This is a genomic window from Desulforhopalus glucosivorans (genome assembly GCF_054397165.1).
Genome location: NZ_AP044854.1, coordinates 722767 through 741600 on the forward strand (window position 1 = coordinate 722767; position 18834 = coordinate 741600).

General features: G+C 43.1%; 14 protein-coding genes, 2 pseudogenes and 1 riboswitch. Of the genes and pseudogenes, 13 read left to right on the plus strand and 3 right to left on the minus strand.

Annotation, left to right across the window (positions count from 1 at the left end):
- Window positions 1-2 precede the first annotated feature (2 nt).
- The 6 genes from ACX6CI_RS03140 to ACX6CI_RS03165 all read left to right on the plus strand — a co-directional run bounded on the left by ACX6CI_RS03140 (window position 3) and on the right by ACX6CI_RS03165 (window position 6672).
- Window positions 3-446, plus strand: coding sequence for a hypothetical protein (locus ACX6CI_RS03140; protein ID WP_458776724.1), 444 nt, complete (start codon window positions 3-5; stop codon window positions 444-446).
- Window positions 439-1446, plus strand: coding sequence for a BtrH N-terminal domain-containing protein (locus ACX6CI_RS03145; RefSeq protein WP_458776725.1), 1008 nt, complete (start codon window positions 439-441; stop codon window positions 1444-1446). Before ACX6CI_RS03140 ends, ACX6CI_RS03145 begins: the two co-directional genes overlap by 8 nt.
- A complete protein-coding gene (locus ACX6CI_RS03150; RefSeq protein ID WP_458776726.1) occupies window positions 1443-2225 on the plus strand; it encodes an ABC transporter ATP-binding protein in 783 nt (260 codons plus the stop codon). The genes ACX6CI_RS03145 and ACX6CI_RS03150 overlap by 4 nt, the downstream gene beginning before the upstream one ends.
- Window positions 2226-2262: 37 nt before the next feature.
- A complete protein-coding gene (locus tag ACX6CI_RS03155) occupies window positions 2263-3549 on the plus strand; it encodes an ABC transporter permease (RefSeq protein ID WP_458776728.1) in 1287 nt (428 codons plus the stop codon).
- 66 nt (window positions 3550-3615) lie between these two features.
- The gene (locus ACX6CI_RS03160) at window positions 3616-3852 is read left to right on the plus strand and encodes a phosphopantetheine-binding protein (RefSeq protein WP_458776729.1); all 237 of its coding nucleotides are present in this window, start codon (window positions 3616-3618) and stop codon (window positions 3850-3852) included.
- Between the two features lie 657 nt (window positions 3853-4509).
- On the plus strand, window positions 4510-6672 hold the full coding sequence (locus ACX6CI_RS03165; RefSeq protein ID WP_458776730.1) for a methyl-accepting chemotaxis protein: 2163 nt from the start codon (window positions 4510-4512) through the stop codon (window positions 6670-6672).
- 140 nt (window positions 6673-6812) lie between these two features.
- On the opposite strand, the gene ACX6CI_RS03170 is transcribed toward ACX6CI_RS03165, so the two are convergent.
- Window positions 6813-9044 carry a transporter substrate-binding domain-containing diguanylate cyclase gene (locus ACX6CI_RS03170; RefSeq protein ID WP_458776731.1) on the minus strand — a complete coding sequence of 744 codons (2232 nt, stop codon included), beginning with the start codon at window positions 9042-9044 and terminating at the stop codon, window positions 6813-6815.
- Window positions 9045-9202: 158 nt separating this feature from the next.
- Window positions 9203-9422, plus strand: a riboswitch (cobalamin riboswitch).
- Between the two features lie 203 nt (window positions 9423-9625).
- Between ACX6CI_RS03170 and trpD the strand changes: the two genes are divergently transcribed.
- The 6 genes and pseudogenes from trpD to ACX6CI_RS03200 all read left to right on the plus strand — a co-directional run.
- Window positions 9626-10726, plus strand: coding sequence for an anthranilate phosphoribosyltransferase (gene trpD / locus ACX6CI_RS03175; RefSeq protein WP_458776732.1), 1101 nt, complete (start codon window positions 9626-9628; stop codon window positions 10724-10726).
- Window positions 10719-10940, plus strand: a complete 222-nt coding sequence (locus tag ACX6CI_RS03180; protein WP_458776733.1) for a hypothetical protein — start codon at window positions 10719-10721, stop codon at window positions 10938-10940. The genes trpD and ACX6CI_RS03180 overlap by 8 nt, the downstream gene beginning before the upstream one ends.
- 5 nt (window positions 10941-10945) lie before the next feature.
- The gene (cobT, locus tag ACX6CI_RS03185) at window positions 10946-13051 is read left to right on the plus strand and encodes a nicotinate-nucleotide--dimethylbenzimidazole phosphoribosyltransferase (RefSeq protein ID WP_458776734.1); all 2106 of its coding nucleotides are present in this window, start codon (window positions 10946-10948) and stop codon (window positions 13049-13051) included.
- 8 nt (window positions 13052-13059) lie between these two features.
- Window positions 13060-13284: a DUF3820 family protein gene (locus ACX6CI_RS03190; RefSeq protein WP_458776735.1), complete on the plus strand. Its 225-nt coding sequence runs from the start codon at window positions 13060-13062 to the stop codon at window positions 13282-13284.
- Between the two features lie 640 nt (window positions 13285-13924).
- A pseudogene (locus tag ACX6CI_RS03195) lies at window positions 13925-14173 on the plus strand (IS5/IS1182 family transposase); the annotation flags it as partial.
- A gap of 33 nt (window positions 14174-14206) precedes the next feature.
- Window positions 14207-14377, plus strand: a pseudogene (locus ACX6CI_RS03200) (DDE-type integrase/transposase/recombinase); the annotation flags it as partial.
- Here ACX6CI_RS03200 and ACX6CI_RS03205 read toward each other — a convergent pair.
- Together ACX6CI_RS03205 and ACX6CI_RS03210 are read right to left on the minus strand one after the other, a co-directional pair.
- Window positions 14370-16112 carry a methyl-accepting chemotaxis protein gene (locus ACX6CI_RS03205; protein ID WP_458776736.1) on the minus strand — a complete coding sequence of 581 codons (1743 nt, stop codon included), beginning with the start codon at window positions 16110-16112 and terminating at the stop codon, window positions 14370-14372. The pseudogene ACX6CI_RS03200 and the gene ACX6CI_RS03205 overlap by 8 nt on opposite strands.
- Before the next feature lie 413 nt (window positions 16113-16525).
- Entirely contained in the window at window positions 16526-17329 is an 804-nt protein-coding gene (locus tag ACX6CI_RS03210) for a DeoR/GlpR family DNA-binding transcription regulator (protein ID WP_458776737.1), read from the minus strand.
- Between the two features lie 475 nt (window positions 17330-17804).
- Between ACX6CI_RS03210 and gap the strand changes: the two genes are divergently transcribed.
- A complete protein-coding gene (gene gap, locus ACX6CI_RS03215) occupies window positions 17805-18809 on the plus strand; it encodes a type I glyceraldehyde-3-phosphate dehydrogenase (RefSeq protein WP_458776738.1) in 1005 nt (334 codons plus the stop codon).
- The last annotated feature ends 25 nt before the right edge of the window (window positions 18810-18834 follow it).

Consider the following 18834-nt stretch of genomic DNA (forward strand, 5'->3'; position numbering starts at 1 on the left):
GTATGGATGAACCCAAGCAAAATTCAGAGAGCAGTGTAACTGGCGGCGTAAAAATTGTCAGCTATGTTGCCAATAATAGTGGGAACCATGAGCTTGTTCAGGGTTCTATGTGGTCTCCTGTGGATGTTGTCAATGATCAGGCCTGGCAGGAGATCGACAAACATATTGAGGCGTCAAAAGAGAAGGTTGCAGCGGGACGGGTGAGTTGTCTGCACTATTACATGACTGCAAATCAGATGGATGCCGGCCTTCTTGCCAGTTATACCAAACAGTCACGTTGGTTGGTCCGCCTTCATTTGATCCCTTTTTGTTTTAGCAGGTTAGGCTCAACCACTCTACGAAAGTATGCCGAAGTATTCAATGTCTCAGTGGACGATCTGATCAAGGGTGCGCTCAAGCCACCAGTTTATAATCAAAGCGAGTATCAGGAGAGTTCATTTGACTGATTTTTCACATCAGCAGTCAGCCCATTGTGAGAGTGGTGTTGCCTCTAATCTGCTCACCCATAAGGGTATTGGTCTTTCAGAAGCAATGGCTTTTGGTATTGGTGGAGGCCTTTTCTTTGGTTATCTTCCCTTTATCAGGATTAATGGTCTGCCACTTGTTACCTACCGTTCTGCTGCCGGGCATATTTTAAAGACAATCGGAAAAATTCCGGGTGTCACGATGTACCAGAAAAAGTTCAGGGACAAGGGCCAGGCGATGGCTGAACTGGATGAAGCCCTTGAACAATCGATTCCTGTTGGTCTGCAGACTGGAGTCTATTGGCTGCCCTATTTCCCAAAGGCGTTGCGCTTTCACTTTAATGCCCATAACCTCGTCGTATATGGAAAAGATGGGGATGATTATCTTATAAGTGATCCTGTATTTCCTGGTACCGTTCGCTGTCCTGCTGAAGATTTAGTTCGAGCAAGATTTGCCTCTGGAGCACTGGCTCCTAAAGGAAAAATGTATTATCTGACCCGGGTTCCTGAGCAGATTGATCATAGGTCGCAGATCATTGAAGGAATTGGGTCCGTTTGCAAGAGTATGTTGGGTAGTCCTTTTCCTTTAATTGGTATTAAGGGCATACGGTTTATGGCCGGTCGACTCGAAAAATGGCCGGATCGACTGGGAAAAGAACGTGCAGATCTGCACCTTGGTCACGTTGTTCGCATGCAGGAAGAGATTGGCACAGGTGGTGGCGGCTTTCGTTTTATGTACGCTGCGTTTCTTCAGGAAAGCGCCGAAATATTGCAGGACTCTTCTTTGGTCGAGTACGCAGCAGTGCTTACTGCAGCCGGCGATAGCTGGCGGAAATTTGCTGTTATGGCCGCCCGCATTTGTAAAAAACGTGTCCAGGATGGTGATAATTATACGGCCTTAGCTGAACAGGTTCGTGAGTGTTCAGTATTGGAAGAAAAATTTTTCCTCCAGCTGCAACAGTGGCAAAAACGACAAGTATGAATGACAGTAATCCCTCTCTACATCTGCAAGACAAAGGTGATGCACTTGTGGCCATCTCCCTTGTGAAGCGCTATAAAAATAGTGTGAGCCCGGCCTTGGATGATTTTAGTCTTCGGGTTGGAAAGGGTGAATTTTTTGGCCTGCTCGGAGCAAATGGAGCGGGAAAAACCACAGCTGTTTCAGTTTTTAGCGGTTTTCTGTCACCAGACAGTGGCACTGTTTCCCTTATGGGGCTGGATTGTAGCAAGAGTTTGCATGCAATTCGGAAAATACTTGGTTTGGTTCCTCAGGATATTGCCCTGTATGATCAATTGACCGCCCGGGAAAACCTCCTTTTCTTTGGACGGTTATACGGCCTGGCCGGGAATACGTTACGGAATAGGGTGGATGAATGTCTTGAATTTGCGCAACTGACTGAGCAGGCAACACGCAAGGTATTGACGTTTTCCGGAGGAATGAAACGCCGCCTCAACCTCGCAACAGGTCTTATACATCTTCCCAGGATCCTTTTTCTCGATGAACCGACTGTTGGGATTGATACACAATCCAGGCACCTCATTCATAAACAGCTAAAGGAACTGAACCTGAAGGGAACGACAATTCTCTTTACGACACACTATATGGAAGATGCTCAGGAACTCTGTAGTCGCATAGGCATTATCGATGCTGGTAAAATTATCGAGCAGGGTACACCAGAGGCCCTCCTTGAAAAAAGCGGATGTCGTAATTTGGAAGAACTTTTTTTACGCCTGACAGGAAAGCAGCTTCGCGATACCTAATGAGTTTTTTCGAATTATTATGATGTAAAGAATTAATATGTTTAAGATAATAACAGCAGCAGGCAAAGAACTTACATTACTTAAGCGTGATCGAGCAGGCCTGCTTGTGCTTTTTCTCATGCCAGCTCTCCTGGTTGTTGTGATTACTCTTGTCCAGGAAAATGTTATGGAGCTCACCGGGCAAAAGAATACCCAACTTCTGCTTCTTGACCTGGACGGAGGGACCATTGGCCAATCACTCAGCCAAAGGCTCGAAAAAGAATATATTGAGATAGTTGCCTGGGATAGTCAATTAAAACAACCAGCTGATGTAGAGACCGCAATCGCGGGTGGGAAGTATCAGGTTGGTCTTGTCATCCCCAAAGGCTCCTCTGTTAACATGGATAAGACTACTCTCCAGCTTTTTCAAAAGAGTAGTCAGGAATTAAAAGAGGAGTCAACGGCTCGTCTTTCTATCGATGTCTTTTTTGATCCGGGGATTATGCCGGGCCTCCGTTCCGGGCTCAGTGCTCAGTTGCAGATGGCTCTGGAAGCTATTGGTATGGAGTCTAAGATCGGTATCTTAGAAAAGGAACTGAGTATAATCATGGACCAACTGGGTATTCCACAAGATTCGTTATCGGCCCCAGGGATCTCGGAGATAATCGTTCAACCTCTGTTTAAACTGGATGCCAATCGTGAAGGTCTTGCTGATACAGATGTACCTGCATATAATCCGGTCCAGCAAAATGTTCCTGCATGGGCACTTTTTGGCATGTTTTTTACAGCTATTCCTCTCGCTGGGGTGATATTGCAGGAACGAAAGTCCGGTATCTGGGTTCGTCTGGCTTCTCTGCCGATTTCACCTCTTGTTTTATTCTTAGGTAAGGTGGTGGCCTTTGCCTGTGTCTGCTTGTGTCAATTCCTGCTTGTTGCTCTTATCGGTACATTTTTGTTTCCGCATATTGGGCTACCAGCCTTCAGTATTGCACTGAACCCTGGTGCTGTGTTTCTTATCGTTCTGCTGGTAAGTCTTGCATCCTGTGGCTTTGGTGTTTTGCTCGGCATGGTATGTAGCACGTATGAGCAGGCCTCCACCCTTGGATATACGGCTGTTGTTACTGCCGCGGCCCTTGGAGGAGTGATGGTTCCGGTTTATGCAATGCCACAGGTAATGCAACAAGTGGCAGTAGTATCGCCTCTTAATTGGGGACTTACCGCCTTTCTTGATATTCTGGTGCGGGGGGCCTCTATTACTGCTATTTGGGGTGATCTTGGCAGGCTAATTCTGTTTTTCCTACTGACAACTTTTCTTGCCTGGATATTAGTCCGAGCTCGAAGATAGTTGCACAGTAATTACAATCAAGCTGAACATATACTATTTTTTATGGAACCTATAGAACGAGAGCTGTTGGAATTAATTTGTAAAACATGCAACTTAGATGATGTGGAGATGGATGCATTTGTGAGCACCGAACCACTCTTGGGGCCGACGTCGACTCTGGGGCTGGATTCTCTGGATGCCCTTGAAATTGCGGTTACAGTACAGCAGGAATATGGTGTACGAATGGATTCTGAAAACACAAGCAGGGAAGTTTTACAGTCCCTTAAAACCCTTTCTGACTATATTGTAGAGAAAAACCAGTAGGTTGTGGCCCCAGGTTTGTTAATTCCCGGATTTTTCATTGATCCATTAAAAAATCCGGGCGAGATGTTCCCGGCCGCTTTGTTCTTGATGTAATGTACTTGATATCCACCTCGTTTTTGAGTGTATGATAAACTGTCATTATATTTGAGGTCACATATTCACGGTATCTTCATTCGAAGCCCCTCCCTGTACCGCTGTGATAACGCCACTTTTCCCTCTTTCGGTTTGAGAGATGGAGCGGGTGCTGAATGTTTTCGGATTCCAAGCCAGTTCATTGTTGCTTCAGATCTGTTTAAAATTCTATTTAAATAATCACTTAAGTTGAATAATTAAAAAGATACTCCTACCTTGTCGCACAGTTTATTGCATTACCCGCCTGTGTTTGGTTCCTATTAATTGTCCTTATCCATTTAATAGCATGTTTTATATAGGGTTAATTACTTTTTAAAATAAAAAAATGTTAGGAAGAAGGCTCTTTTTATGGGATAGGTATTGTGTGGTGATTCGAATTGTAAAGTCAAATTAATTTCTAACAAAACACCTCATTTGGCCATATGTTCAAAAAAAAACCATAATTATTTTTATCCCCTCAAGTTATGTGATAGCATTTCTCAGAGTCCTAATTTCATAACAGGTTTTTCTATTAAGGAGATAGAGATGTCGTCACTGTTTCAAAAAATATTGCCGAAAAAGGTCAAAACGAAGCTACTTCTGATTCTTGGTGTTTTAATTACAGTCATGATAGCTGTTCCGGTTTTTTTCTCGTATAAGAAATCGGTTGATAATGCAGTGAATGGATTTAAAGAAGAAGTAACAGTTATTCTGGGTCAGGTGCGCCATGAAGTGACTGAAGGTAAAGCAGAGCAATTGCAACTTATCGCAAGAACAGTGTCAGAAATGCCGAGTGTTCAGGACAATTTACAGTTTCAATCCAGGGAAGATCTACTCAGTATTACAGCTCCGTTGTTTACAGGGTTAAAAGAGATCATTGATCTCAATGTATTTCATTTTCATCTACCACCGGCAACGTCCTTTCTTAGACTACAGAAACCTGCAAAATTTGGTGATGATCTCTCCTCCTTTAGAAAAACAGTCCTTGCAGTGAATACTAATATTATGCCAGCAGTGGGGCTTGAAGTTGGCAATGCAGGATTGTCTGTTCGAGCTGTTGTTCCTGTAAAATATCTGGGTGAAAAGCATGCAGGATCTGTTGAATTTGGCGCCCCGCTTAACGATAAGTTTTTTAACGGCATAAAGGCATCCCTGGGTTTTGATTTATCACTGATTATTCCCGATGAACAGGGGTTTAAGTATCAGGCAAAAACCCATGATCTTAAGCTCAAGAAAGAGAATTATCCCCTTTTTAAAGATGTTATGGGAGCCGATGAGATAGTAACGGTACGAAGTGTTATTGATGGAAGGGAATTCATGACAGCCTATGTCTCTCTTCAAGATTATTCCGGTGAAAGTGTAGGTCTCATAGCTATTCCAAAAGATATTGAGGGTATTTTATCTGCAGCCAGAAAAACGGCTTTTAACTCTATAATTGCCGGTTTAGTCGCGCTCATCCTTATCCAGACATTTGTCTATTTTCTCTTTGTTAAACTCATCGACAAACCCATCAAGGAATTTACCACAATTTTGGAGCAGGCAAGTACTGGAGACTTATCTCAGGAAGTTGATCTGAGCAACATTTCCGAGGTTAACTGTTCTGAAATGTTGGGTTGTGGGAAAAAAGATTGTTCGATGTATGGGAAAAAAGGTCTCTGTTGGGAAGAAGCCGGCTCTGCTGCAACCAATATTCAATGTCCAAAAATCTTATCCGGGGAGTTTAAATCCTGCTCTGAGTGTAAGGCCGTATTCCGAACGGCTGTAACGGATGAGTTCTCTGAATTAAGTGCATATATGCACTCATTTATCGGCAACGTCCGAACCCTGGTCAAGGATATTAACACGAACAGTGTTAACCTCAATTCTTCTTCTGAAAGTTTGACACGAATATCTGCAAAAATTGATACAGGATCAACCGAGTCAGCATTAAGGGCAGAGGGGGTCGCAGCTGCGTCAGAGGAGATGAGTTCGAATATGACATCAGTTGCAGCTGCCACAGAAGAGGCGACGGCCAATGTCAATGTGATGACCACGGCAACAGAGGAGATCAGTGCCACTGTTGGTGAAATTCAGCAGGCGACTATGAATGCCAAGGGCATTACTGGAGATGCAGTCATGCAGGCATCAGATATAACCGAGAAAGTTGATGCTCTTGGAAGTGCCGCACAGGATATTGGTAAGGTAACAGAGACAATTACAGATATTTCCGGTCAGACAAATCTTCTTGCCCTCAATGCCACCATTGAGGCTGCAAGAGCAGGGGAGGCAGGAAAGGGGTTTGCTGTTGTGGCCAATGAAATTAAAGACCTGGCCAAGCAGACTGCAGAGGCGACCGGTGAAATTAAACAACGAATCGAGAGTATTCAGTCATCCACTGATGTCACGGTCACAGGAATTAAGAAGATTTCTTCAATCATTACGGAAATTGACTCCATTGTCTCTACCATTGCTGTTTCTCTCGATGAGCAGAGTGAAACAATGACAGAACTTACAACTAATATTGTCCAGGCAGGAGAGGGGATAGGTGAGGTCTCAGAGAATGTTGCCCAGAGTTCTTCTGTTTCTCAACAGATTTCTGAAGATATTTCTGAAGTTCACCAGGCCGTGAGTATTATTTCTTCTGATACTGGCGAAGTGCAAAAAAATGCGGAGGAGTTGCGCGCCCTTTCCCAGAGCTTAAAAGTCTTGATTGAAAAGTTTAATCTATAAAAGGCGACGATTCTTTATGGAATAATGCCCCTTGCTTGTCCAGCAAGGGGCGCAGTGTCATGTAGCAACGAAGAGAAGAGGGCAGCGAAGTAAACTCTTTGCATTTAGTGTTGATAGTATTCTTTCGACTCCCAGGAGTTTTATTTCGCTGATTCGACCCTGTTTCTGCCATTGTTTTTTGCCCTGTAAAGGGCCTCATCTGCCCGTTGAATAAAACTGCTTTTGCTCTCTCCAGGGAAATAGCATGCAACCCCAAAACTGGCTGTTCGTTTTCCCACATCTTTAAATGATATTTTAGAAAATGCCTGCCTTAAATTTTCTGCCTCTGCCAGCGCTCCCTGGATATCAGTTTCCGGGCATATAATAAGAAACTCTTCTCCACCCCAACGACTGACGACATCTGAGTCTCTCGTTTTTTCAGTAAGTATTGTTGCAAATGCTTGTAGTACAGTATCACCGATCTGATGTCCCCAGGTGTCATTAACCTCTTTAAAGAAATCAAGATCACCTATTATGAGTGACAAATTACCCTTGTATCTGGTTGCTCTGCGGATTTCTTCCTCTAGTTTGATATCGGAGTATCGTCGGTTGTATAGCCCGGTCAGTACATCTGTAATTGAGATCCTTTGTAACTCCTTGCTCTGTTCTTGTAGTTTCTTGTTTGCTTCAGCAATCTTCTTATTAAGGTGAAAGAGTTGTCTGTTCCAGAGGAGAATAAGTAGAACAATGATTGAAAATATAGAGAAAAACTTCCAAAGGGCAGTGTAGTCAAATTTTGTGTCAAAGCGGATAGACATCCATTTTTGATACACGGAGTCAATATCGTCTTGGGGGATTGAACGGATAAGTTTACTCATTATTGAGTTGAGGTAGGGCCTGTCTTTTTGGCTCCGTATTCGTATTGTGCCCTCAGAACCAGAATATCCAGCAATCTTCAGGTTGGTAAGGCCCAGGTGACGGATATAATGAGCTGCAACAGGCAGTGCGAGGAGTGCTCCGTCACTGGTTTTGTTTGAAACGTGTAACAGACATTCCTGGGCATTGTCGTAAGGTAACACTGAAATATGCGGGTAGAGCGATGAGATATTGTTCTCATTGAGATCATATTGTACTACTGCAAGTTTTTTGCCAACAAAATGCTGGAGTCCCGCGATAAAACCTTCTTCCTCCCTGGTTATAATAGCTGTCTGAAACTTGAGTATTGGACTTGTAACATTGGTTTGTCTATCAAGTTGCTCGTTCATTGTAATCATGGGAATTATGTCACATTCCCCTTTCTTAAATTTTTCCTGGGATTCTTGCCAGGTGGTGGTGGGAACAAGATTAAATGATATGTTCAGCTTTTCTGAAAATAAATCAAACATATCAGTTGCCATGCCCGAAACCTGACTGTTTTTTATGTCGGCAAAAGGCATGGCTTCAGGGGTGATGCAATAGTTGATTGAATAATGTTCACTCAGAAAAATCTTTTCATCAGGAGTAAGCCCTACATCCGCTTTACCAACTGCTCTGCCATCCCGGCTGAACCATTTCAGTTTTAATGATTCCAGGGTTTGGGGCGGGATACTATTGTGCGCTTTTGCAAGGATTTGAAACAGAATGGGATTAGTTTTTAAAACCGCAAAGTGCATGGATGATGTTTTTTGCAGTTCAACATCTTCAATCCACTCGGATAGTTTTAAATCATAAAATCCAAATTTACTCATGAAGTATTGAGCTATTTCCTTTTGTTCGACTGTAGCATAGACCTTTCCCTGATCAACATATTCGAGGGCTTGCCTGGAGCTGGCAACTTCAACAATATGGATGCCTGGATAGTATTTCTTGAAAAATTCAATGGATGACCAGCCCCTAGGTAGCGCAATAATCTTTCCCTCAAGATCGTTTAGGTTATGAGTAAGTGGGCTGTCATTTCGCAATATCAGAACGTTTTTACTATGATAAAAAGGGGGAGAAAAATGTGAGGTCTTCTCTCTTTCAGGAGTAATTGATAAACAGTGTAGAAGATCAATTTCTCCCCTTTGGTATTTGTTCACCAGTTGGTCCCAGGTATAGCCGTTAATGTACTCAAATTGAATCCCTGAAGTTTCTGAGAGTAGATTCATTAAATCTATGCCGAAGCCATAGGGCTTGCCAGAAAGAGCAAAATCAAATGGAGGCCAGTCAAACTCGTTGGAAACTGTGATTGTAGGATGTTCCTTAATCCAGAGTTTCTCTTGCTCAGTGAGGGCTATTTGAGCAATCGATGGAAGGGGAGTGGCGATTGAGGTTGCGGTCTTGTCGGGCTCTGTCTCGGCAGCAAAGGTGGCAGGAAGACTCGTGAAAAATAGATGAAATAAGACTGTTGCAAGGATGAATTTATTTTTGAACATACATTCCTTGTATTATCTGTTTTGTTTTCTGATCTCTAGACATATTGTGTCTATTCTAGCACAGGGAATCCTTTATAATATAGTATTTTGTCAAATCAGTAGAAATAGTTACTTTAATACCATCACCCTATAAAGCCGTTGAATTTCTGGAATAAGATGGTATAAGAATTTTATCAGGTGCATACAACGTTAAAAGGAAAGACGGTGTGAGTCCGTCACAAGCCAGTCCTTGCTGTATACGGAGGCTGCTGTAACTGAAGAGCTGTTGGCTTCTTCATCCCGGGATTTTTGCCCGGGTCGTCACTGGAAAGTCCGGGAAGGCGGTTACAAGCAGGATAATCCGTAAGTCAGAAAGCCTGCCTGTTATGATAGCAATTTCACTGCTGTCATCAGAGTATACCCACTGGAGATACTCTGTGTCTGTGAATAATCGTTGTGCTGTTTTTTGTAGATTCAGCCCAGTGGATTATGCCGTCGCGGATACGGAGATCTACCTCATGAAGTTTCTTTTTCCCGTATCCTGATCTATTTGTTTTGAGTTTTGTCATGACGCAACGACAAAATACTATTGAGGTACTATTATGGATATGGAAAAAAATCAAAAACTTGGAGCTTGTATTGGACAGCTGATTCGAGGTGAGGATCTCTCGGAAAAGAGCGCCTATGATGCCTTTACCATGGTGCTTGGTAATGAAGTTACCGAGATGCAGCAGGGAGCTTTTTTAGCAGCACTTACTGCAAAAGGTGAAACTGCCCAGGAAGTTGCCGGCGGTTGGAAGGCTGTATATGAGCTGGATACTGAAAAGGTCGATTTTGGTGATTTGGCAGTTGTTGATAATTGCGGTACCGGCATGGATACCTTTAAGACCTTCAATATCAGCACTGCGGCCTCTCTTGTGGCTGCTGCAGGTGGTGTAAAAGTTGCCCGTCACGGGGCAAGAGCCATTACTTCATCCTGTGGAACTGTTGATATGGCAGAACTACTCGGAGTTGATGTTGAGTGCGGTGTGGATCTTGTTAAAAAAAGTGTGGTTGAGGCGGGTATAGGTCTTTTTAATGGCATGAGCCCCACTGTACATCCCATGGCTCTTGGTAGGATACTTTCCCAGATATGCTTTGGCTCCCCACTCAATATTGCAGCCTCTCTTGCCCATCCGGGTCTTCCAAAAGTAGCCGTGAGAGGTGTCTATTCACCATCTCTATTACAACCGGTAGCAGAGGTTATGCAGGCCATCGGTTACAGTGATGCCCTTGTTGTCTACGGTTCAATCAACGGCAGTGATAAGGGTATGGATGAGGGCTCAGTTTGCGGTGAAACCGTTGGGGTTCAGTTGAAAGATGGCATAATAGAGCCACTATCCTTTATGCCTGAAGATGTTGGCTTAGGTCTGCATAGTGCGGATTTAATCTCTTCAGAACGGAACCGGGATAGAGCTGCAAAGCATATGTTTGAACTTCTTGCAGGAAGAGGGACTGAAGCTAAAAACGATGCTGTTATCCTCAATAGCGGTCTGATCTTTTATGTTAAAAATGAAGTGGCAACTATACAGGACGGCGTAGAAAAAGCGCGGGAGTTACTCTTGTCTGGTCAGGCAATGAAGAGTCTTGAAGGGTGGGTCTCTGTGCAGAACCGTGACGCTGATAAGGGACGCGCAAAACTGGAGGCTCTTGGTAATGGCTGAGGTGTTAGCAACCGAACTGCTCATCGTTAAAGAGGGTGAGAAGTATATTCGTTTTTTGGAGACAGGTTTTGAGTACTGCTCCATGAATAAGGCTTCTGTTTTTCCTTTAGAGAGTATTGAGGAAGTAAAAGTACGCTGCAGCAAGATACGTCTGGAAACCCAAGGTTTACAGCTTATGAAGCTTGTTATTACTGAAGAACCTTTCTTAGCGTGAAAACAATGCAATTGATACTGGAAAAAACAGGCATTTTAACTGTTGAAGAATCTTCTTCTCTTCCTGCCGTTGGCGCTGGACAGGTACGATTAAAGGTGCTCTCCTGTGCCATATGCAGGACAGATGCGAAGATGTGGCAGCAGGGGCATAGGGATTTATTACTCCCCCGTGTCCTGGGCCATGAGATTGCTGGTATCGATGAACGTGATGGCAAAATATATACGGTTTGGCCGGGACAGTCCTGTGGGACGTGCAGCTATTGTTTGAGTGGCAGAGAAAATCTTTGTGAAGAAATGAAGATTATCGGTTTTCACTCCGATGGTGGTTTTGCAAGTCATGTTGTGGTTCCTGAAAAGAGTCTTATTCCTGTTCCGGAAAATCTCCAGCCTGAACTTGTCACCTTTGCAGAACCTGCCGGTTGTGTCATTAATGCTCTTGACATGGTCAAGCCGGCGGGTGGAGAACGAGCAATAATCTATGGCGGTGGGGTCGTGGGGATTATTGCCGCCCTTATGCTGCGAGATAAGGGCTGTGGTGTGACCGTTATTGAGCAGAGTGAGGAGAAGATTAGCCTGCTTGCAGATCTTGCGAAGAAAAACTCCATTGAATTATGTAAGGACTCTACTGCTGCTGATTTTGATCTGGCCATAAACTGTTGTGCAAGTCATATTGCCTTTAGTCTTTGCATTACAAAACTGTGTAAGGGTGGACGTCTGGCCTTTTTTAGCGGTCTCAGTAAAAATGAGGAGATTGATACAAACCTTCTCAATCTGATTCACTATAAGGAGCTTGTGGTCACGGGCAGTTACGGGCCTAAGCGGTCTGATATGGAAAAGGGGCTTACCTTTTGTAAGAAGTACCATGAAGATGTCTCTCTTTTAATTGAGCGAATAGTAAAACCGGGTCAAGTGCAGGACTTGTTGCCCTCTATCTTAAACGGTGAGAGATTGAAATGCGTCGTCATGATGGACGATGGTTGTGATGTAGACGTTAAGCAAGAGATGAGTCGTCCAGACAATTTTAAGGTAGAAAAAGCTGAGGCTGCTCTACCAGCGCCAATTGCTGAGTTAACTGCACATATTACAGCCACTCAAAAGAGCTTTGCCGACCAAGCCCAAAAAAAGGTGGATTTAAAGACCAAACCCCTAGGGGCACTTGGTCGTCTTGAGACACTGGCTGTTAAGATCAGCACCATACAGGAAACTCTTCAGCCGGAAGTTGGTTGTAAAAGGATGTTTGTTTTTGCCGGTGATCATGGTGTGGTTGAAGAGGGTGTTTCTGCCTTTCCAGCCAAGGTTACTGTTCAGATGGTGGAAAATTTTCTAAAAGGCGGGGCTGCTATTAATGTGTTCTGCGCGCAGTATGATATTGATCTTGCTGTGGTGGATATGGGGGTGAACACTATTTTTGATGATCATCCGCTTCTCATGCAGAAAAAAGTGGCCCATGGGACTGAGAATTTTGCCATAACAGATGCAATGAGTCTGGATCAAGCCATTTCAGCTATCGTACGTGGTGCTGAATGTTTTTATGAGAAACAAAAACAACAACCATGTAAGATTGTTGGCCTTGGGGAAATGGGTATTGGAAATACCAGCAGTGCCACAGCTATAGTTTGTGCCGTTACAGGTATTGCGGTTGAAGATATAGTTGGTCGTGGCACCGGTGTTGATGACAGGGGACTCCAACGAAAACAGGAGGTCCTTGAAAAGGCCCTTATGCTCCATAAACCTGATGGTAGTGATGGTCTTGAACTATTAAGGACTGTTGGTGGTTATGAGTTAGGTGGAATCTGCGGGGCAGTTTTAGCCGCGGCTTCAGAAGGTTGCTGTGTGGTGCTCGATGGTATTATCTCAACGGCTGCGGGGTTGCTTGCCTATCTTATCTGTCCTGAAGTAAAAGACTATCTTGTCGCAGGGCATAAATCAGTGGAAGTGGGCCAGAAGGGTGCCCTTGACTTTATGGGTATAGAGCCTGTGCTCGATCTTGATTTCCGTCTTGGTGAGGGAACAGGTGCAGCCATTACTATGAATCTGGTTGATCTGAGTTGTGCTATGATGCGGGATATGGCATCCTTTGAAGAAGCTGGTGTTGACGGCAGTTCTATCTGAACAAAACTATGACAAAAGAAATTCAATTTGATCATAATGAATTACTTGAACTCAGTAAGGCCACGATGCCATTTGGTAAATATAGTGGACGACGTCTTGTCGATCTTCCTGAGCCCTATGTCGTATGGTTTGCCGGACAGGGCTTTCCTCCCGGTAAACTGGGGCAACAGCTTGCCATAGTGTATGAGATAAAGGTAAATGGTCTTGAATACCTCTTTGGTCCTTTGAGGTAGTAATGCTTAAACTATCGTTTACACCTTCTATCCCAAGTATGGAAGTTGTGTCCCTAGAAATGCTACAGTTTGTTTAAAGATATGTAATAACTTTGTGATACAATGTGTTGGTTCACGTGTGCTATACTCAAGGATAACATGGGGCGGTGCCAATTTCAGGTGATTGACTATCTTTATAGAAATTCCATACGGGGTGTGTCCGGTTGATTCACTCAAAATGGAACAGTTTTTCAATGTAATTCATCTCGTCAAGCTCATATTAACTGAATTTGACACTCAACGATGGTTACCAGTGGGAAAGGTACGAAGTTGATATCTGTTTGCGGTTGCCATTGTAAAGCATCTATACCTAAATGCAGTTTAACTTCCAAGGACTCGTTTTACTTGTTTTCAAGACTATCTAATCAGAAACTCCTTCTTTTAAAATACCCTTGTCAATTAACTGAGTAAGAATATCAAAACACTTCTGTTTGATCGTATCTCTTTGTAGCCTCGCAGCCGGGGTAATTAATTGTCTGCTTGGAAAAATAAGCCAAAGTTCTGTGGGGGGTGGGTTTGAATTCAGGCATAACGCTAAAAAAGCTCATTCTTGCTCAACGCTTTCGTGACCATCCAAAAAAACTACAAAAAGGCAACACCTTACCAAAGGCAGAAGGCTAGGAAAAGATTTCGGAAAAGAGCAGGCATTGAGCCGATAATAGGACATTTAAAATCAGATTACCGACTCCTGCTTAACTATCTCAAAGGAACTGTTGGCGATAGCATCAATTTGATGTGTGCAGCAGCGGTTTCTAACTTCAAAAAGTGGATGAGAGAGGTACAACTCTCTTTTGCCATAATTATTATTAGCGTTATTCGTAAAAATCATTACATGCGAAAAGTGGCTTGAACCGAAAATTGTCATCTCTCAGGGACGACTAAATATCTCAATAACCTCAATGAAGCAGATTATGGCAAATTGAAACGCCTGATCCAACCGACCTCAGGCTTTGAGTCTATGAAGACAACCTATGCAACGATTAAAGGATTTGAAGTCATGAGAACTTTTGTAACAGAGACCCTGGGGATACAAAACCATCATCAGTTCAACTGAACAGCGCATTTGGGTCAAAGCCGATAATTAATGCCCCCCAATGCCGTCCGTCTATATATATCGGCAGAGAAAGGTCGTTGAGAACCTCCCCTGTGTCACGCATGTATGTTTGCAATAGTAGAGGGTCGGTATGCGAACTACGTCTTTTCTCTGTTGTATTATTTTGGTAAATGCGTTGGTGACGGCTATTGAGAAGATCTTTTTTGGGATCGCCTGTCATAGGTTGTGAAAAGGCTGTGTGGTGGGCAGGCAGATAACCGTTCTTATCAATGGCAAGACAGTATATGACCCCATTCATCTGGCTCTTGGCTGTGTCGTATTTTTTTGACATCTGCTGCTTAACAACAGTAGTAAATGTTGTTTCAAATTTTCTCGGATCAGTATCAGGTACTTCTTGATAGCGGGTGTCGAAAAGATTGGTACCTTTTGTATGAATTGCCTGGAGTTCTTGTTCAAATTGATTTCTGGTATCTTGAGCCCAGGACATGATCGTATCAAAGGTACCTTCCCCGGTATTAATGCGTGAAACCATCTCAAGCATTTTTTCAGTTACCGAACTGAGAGTGTTCACCGAGATCTCTGACCGCTGCATATCTTTTTCTATTTCTTCGCTTAAAGAATTAATTCCAGCAACTTTGTCAGTCACCTCACTATTGTTTGTCGAAAGTTCTTCCATCGCAGCAGCAATTTTCAAAAGCTGGTCGTTAGCCTCTTCAAAATCCTGCATCATGAGGTTGAAGTTTTCTGAGGCTTCACTGACTGTTGTATTTGTTTCTTGTGCAAATTTACTGATTTGTTTTGTTTCCTGCTGGGTTTTTTCTACGATCGTGATCATCGAAGTAATATTAGCTGTAATTTCTTGAGTCGCGGGCTTAATACGTTTGGCGAGATCGCGCACTTCTTCGGCCACAACCGCAAAACCTTTTCCGTGTTCAGCAGCCCTGGCAGCCTCTATAGTAGCATTGAGGGAAAGTAAATTTGTCTGCTCTGCGATATCGTTGATAACAGAAACCGCCTGGAGGATAAAAGTTGAGCTTTTACCCAAATCTTCGACAGTGGTTCGAAATGAATCAACAGATTGATTAATTTGGATGGTTTTCTCTGTCGCATCAACCAACTCCTGATAAGATTTTTGGGCCACACTAAGGTTATTCGCCGTTTTATCTGAGACATATTGAGCGCTTTCCGACACTTCAGCGATCGCGCTATTGGCCTCTATACTCACTGCAGAGACAACATTGGAAATCTCGAGTTGTTCTCCAGTTTTACTGGCCGTAGCCTTTACTGAAGTTGCCACCTTTGCGGCATCGACAGCAATATCAATACCGATTTTACGAATTTCTTCGATGATTTGACGGATTGCTGCCAGAAATTCTCCATATTGTTGACGGATTTTTTGAGTGTTTTGATTTCCATCAGTTAAACTAGGGGAAGTTAAGTTTATTGTTCCATTTTCTAAATTACAGAATATTGCGCTGATCTCACCTATCGTTTCCTTCATGGTGTACTTGAGGGTTTTACCAAACCCCAAAGCCGTCAGAACTGAGAAAAAAAATAATAGCCCAGACAGAACTATCAGCAACTTCTGGCCCGCGGGAAAGACGATAGCCGCCGCAAGTACACCAATACTTGTGAGGTGGAAACAGAGAAGCAAGCTAACCAAACCGTTAACTTTGCCACTGTACGATGGAAATATTTGAGAAATGGTTCGAGCGGGAAATGAATACTCCGACATGCGTAACCTCACAGGAAAAAATGAATAAGAATGAGGGGTATAACCTGTCATCAGAATACTTAGTAATTAAAATAGCTTCCGACAACTACAACTACCTCCGAATAGATTAACGTTATATCTCTGTTAATTGACGATGTACAGAAAAATATAAGTGATCAAACTCAAGATTAGAATCACGGAATCAATTCCTAAAATATACGGCAATAGGATAGTTCAAAGCCGCGCCAGAGAGGAACCAAAGGTGCTGATGGAATCTTTTGGGGATGTGATAAGCCATAGAATTAGACGCCAGTTCTAAAGATGGTACAACCACATTATTCTGAATAGCCTTGGTGCTTCTTTTACGCCCATTCACGTTTCTTGAATGGGCTTAATTTAAGTACTTTTGTGATGGGAGGTTAATTCTACTTAAGCTAGCTGATATGGTTTTCGGAAACGTGGAGGGCGACATCTTTTTCCTTGAGTAGTTCCTGGAAGTTCTGAGGGGGCATGTTGTCGGTGAAGATCCTGTCTATCTCAGAGAGATCTGCCATACGAACCATCGCGTTTCGGGAGAATTTGGTATGGTCGGTTACCAGAAAAACTTGACGTGAGTTCTGCATTATCTCTTTTGTGACCCTCACCTCATGGTAATCGTAGTCAAAGAGGCTCCCATCCTCATCTATGCCTGCAGTACCGATAATAGCGATGTCAACTTTGAATTGTCGTATGAAGTCTATCGTCGCTTCGCCGGTTATTCCTTTATCTTTTTTTCGTACCATACCACCGGCAATGATGACCTGACAGTTGTTGTTGTCGCTCATACTGACGGCTACATTAAGGTTGTTTGTAATCACCCTCAGGTTTTTGTGGTTCGCAAGGGCAGTGGCGACCTCTTCGGTGGTCGTTCCAATATTAATAAATAGAGACGCGTGGTCATGGATTTTTCGGGCAACCATTTCGGCAATGCGTCTTTTTTCTTCCCCCATAATATTTTTACGATCCGAATAATCAATGTTTTGGACACTGGTTACCCTGCTTGCACCCCCATGGTGGCGTTGGAGGAGATTACGATTGCACAGGTTATTAATATCCCTCCTGATGGTTTGGGGCGTAACATTAAAAAGACTTGTTAAAGCGTCGATGGTAACAAATCCCTGTTTGTTGATGAGCTCAAGGATGTTTCGTTGTCTCTTGGACAGGTTCTCCGGATCGGCGTTGGATTTACTTTTTTGCATATGATGTTCTAAAAAATTGAAAATGGCTTTAATGTTCGATTTCGAACAATTGGCGTGGGCGCCTGCATTGTAGGTGTTTGGCTCTCATTATTTCTTCCGACAAGTTCTCCTGACAGAAAACTTGACAGTCATCTGCCTTAGCATACCACAAAGAGCCTCAACTGTTAAATTTATAGCAGACAGGCAGTTGAGCTGAAAAGTCGTTGCGTTGAAAAGAGTTCGGTTCAGACGATGTTCGTGTTGGCTCACGAATATATTCTAATCTTAGAGAATAACAAGCCCATATTAGTCTCAACTGAAAGAGGTAAAGGGCTAAAAGCTTATATTTCTTATAAATTGGCCAAAAATATTCACATACGAACATTTAAGCGTTGCTTTTGCACGTTTTATTTGTAATTATACTTTCGCAAAACAACATTGGTCTAGGCAGAAAAAGGTGTGAGCACCTTCTGTATAATTAAATTAAGGAGCAATAATGGCTATTAAAGTAGGTATTAACGGATTTGGACGAATTGGTAGAAATATTTTCAGAGCAATGTTGAAGGACGCCACCTTTGAAAATATAGAAATTGTAGCAATCAATGATTTGACTGATATTGCAACCTTAGCCCATTTGATCAAGTATGATTCTGTTATGGGTATTTTAGATGCAGATGTTAGTGCCTATGATGAAGGCATAATTGTCAACGGCAAAAAGATTGTTGTGACCAGTCATCGCAGTCCTGCAGAGATTCCATGGGCTGCAGCAAATGTGGAGTATGTTGCTGAGTGTACCGGGCTTTTTACGGATCAGGAATCAGTGCAAGCTCATATAGATGCCGGAGCTAAAAAAGTAGTTATCTCTGCCCCTGCAAAAGGTGGTGTTAAAACCATCGTCATGGGTGTGAATGAGGACGAATATGATGCGAGTATTCATCATGTCGTATCCAATGCATCATGTACCACCAACTGTCTCGCCCCATTTGCAAAAGTTATTATGGATAAATTTGGCATAGAGCGTGGACTTATGACGACTATCCATGCATATACTGGAGACCAGCGACTTCTTGATTTTCCACATTCAGATCTGCGGCGTGCAAGAGCAGCAGGCCTATCAATGATTCCAACCAAAACAGGTGCTGCGGCAGCTGTATCTCTTGTAATTCCAGAGTTGAAGGGCAAATTTGATGGTCTTGCTGTACGAGTTCCTACCCCAACGGTATCTATTGTAGACGTTGTCATGGAAGTAGGACGTGAAACAACTGTCGAAGAGGTTAATGCAACACTTAAAGAGGCCGCTAACCGCTACCTTGGTTACACTGAATTACCTCTTGTTTCTATCGACTTTCAGGGTGATAGCCGTTCTTCCATTGTTGATGCTCAGTCTACCAAGGTAATCGGTAAAACGGTGAAAGTTATGAGCTGGTATGACAATGAGTGGGGATATTCTAACCGAATGCTCGATCTCATTCTGCATATGGCATCCAACGAATCCCTGTAAGCCCTATCTTTTAAGTAGAAAAAAT

Coding starts and splice junctions, on each gene's coding strand:
- trpD (WP_458776732.1), top strand. CDS start 9,626: ATGGATATGGAAAAAAATCAAAAACTTGGAGCTTGTATTGGACAGCTG.
- ACX6CI_RS03150 (WP_458776726.1), top strand. CDS start 1,443: ATGAATGACAGTAATCCCTCTCTACATCTGCAAGACAAAGGTGATGCA.
- ACX6CI_RS03205 (WP_458776736.1), bottom strand. CDS start 16,112: ATGTCGGAGTATTCATTTCCCGCTCGAACCATTTCTCAAATATTTCCA.
- ACX6CI_RS03180 (WP_458776733.1), top strand. CDS start 10,719: ATGGCTGAGGTGTTAGCAACCGAACTGCTCATCGTTAAAGAGGGTGAG.
- ACX6CI_RS03190 (WP_458776735.1), top strand. CDS start 13,060: ATGACAAAAGAAATTCAATTTGATCATAATGAATTACTTGAACTCAGT.
- cobT (WP_458776734.1), top strand. CDS start 10,946: ATGCAATTGATACTGGAAAAAACAGGCATTTTAACTGTTGAAGAATCT.
- ACX6CI_RS03165 (WP_458776730.1), top strand. CDS start 4,510: ATGTCGTCACTGTTTCAAAAAATATTGCCGAAAAAGGTCAAAACGAAG.
- gap (WP_458776738.1), top strand. CDS start 17,805: ATGGCTATTAAAGTAGGTATTAACGGATTTGGACGAATTGGTAGAAAT.
- ACX6CI_RS03140 (WP_458776724.1), top strand. CDS start 3: ATGGATGAACCCAAGCAAAATTCAGAGAGCAGTGTAACTGGCGGCGTA.
- ACX6CI_RS03170 (WP_458776731.1), bottom strand. CDS start 9,044: ATGTTCAAAAATAAATTCATCCTTGCAACAGTCTTATTTCATCTATTT.
- ACX6CI_RS03210 (WP_458776737.1), bottom strand. CDS start 17,329: ATGCAAAAAAGTAAATCCAACGCCGATCCGGAGAACCTGTCCAAGAGA.
- ACX6CI_RS03155 (WP_458776728.1), top strand. CDS start 2,263: ATGTTTAAGATAATAACAGCAGCAGGCAAAGAACTTACATTACTTAAG.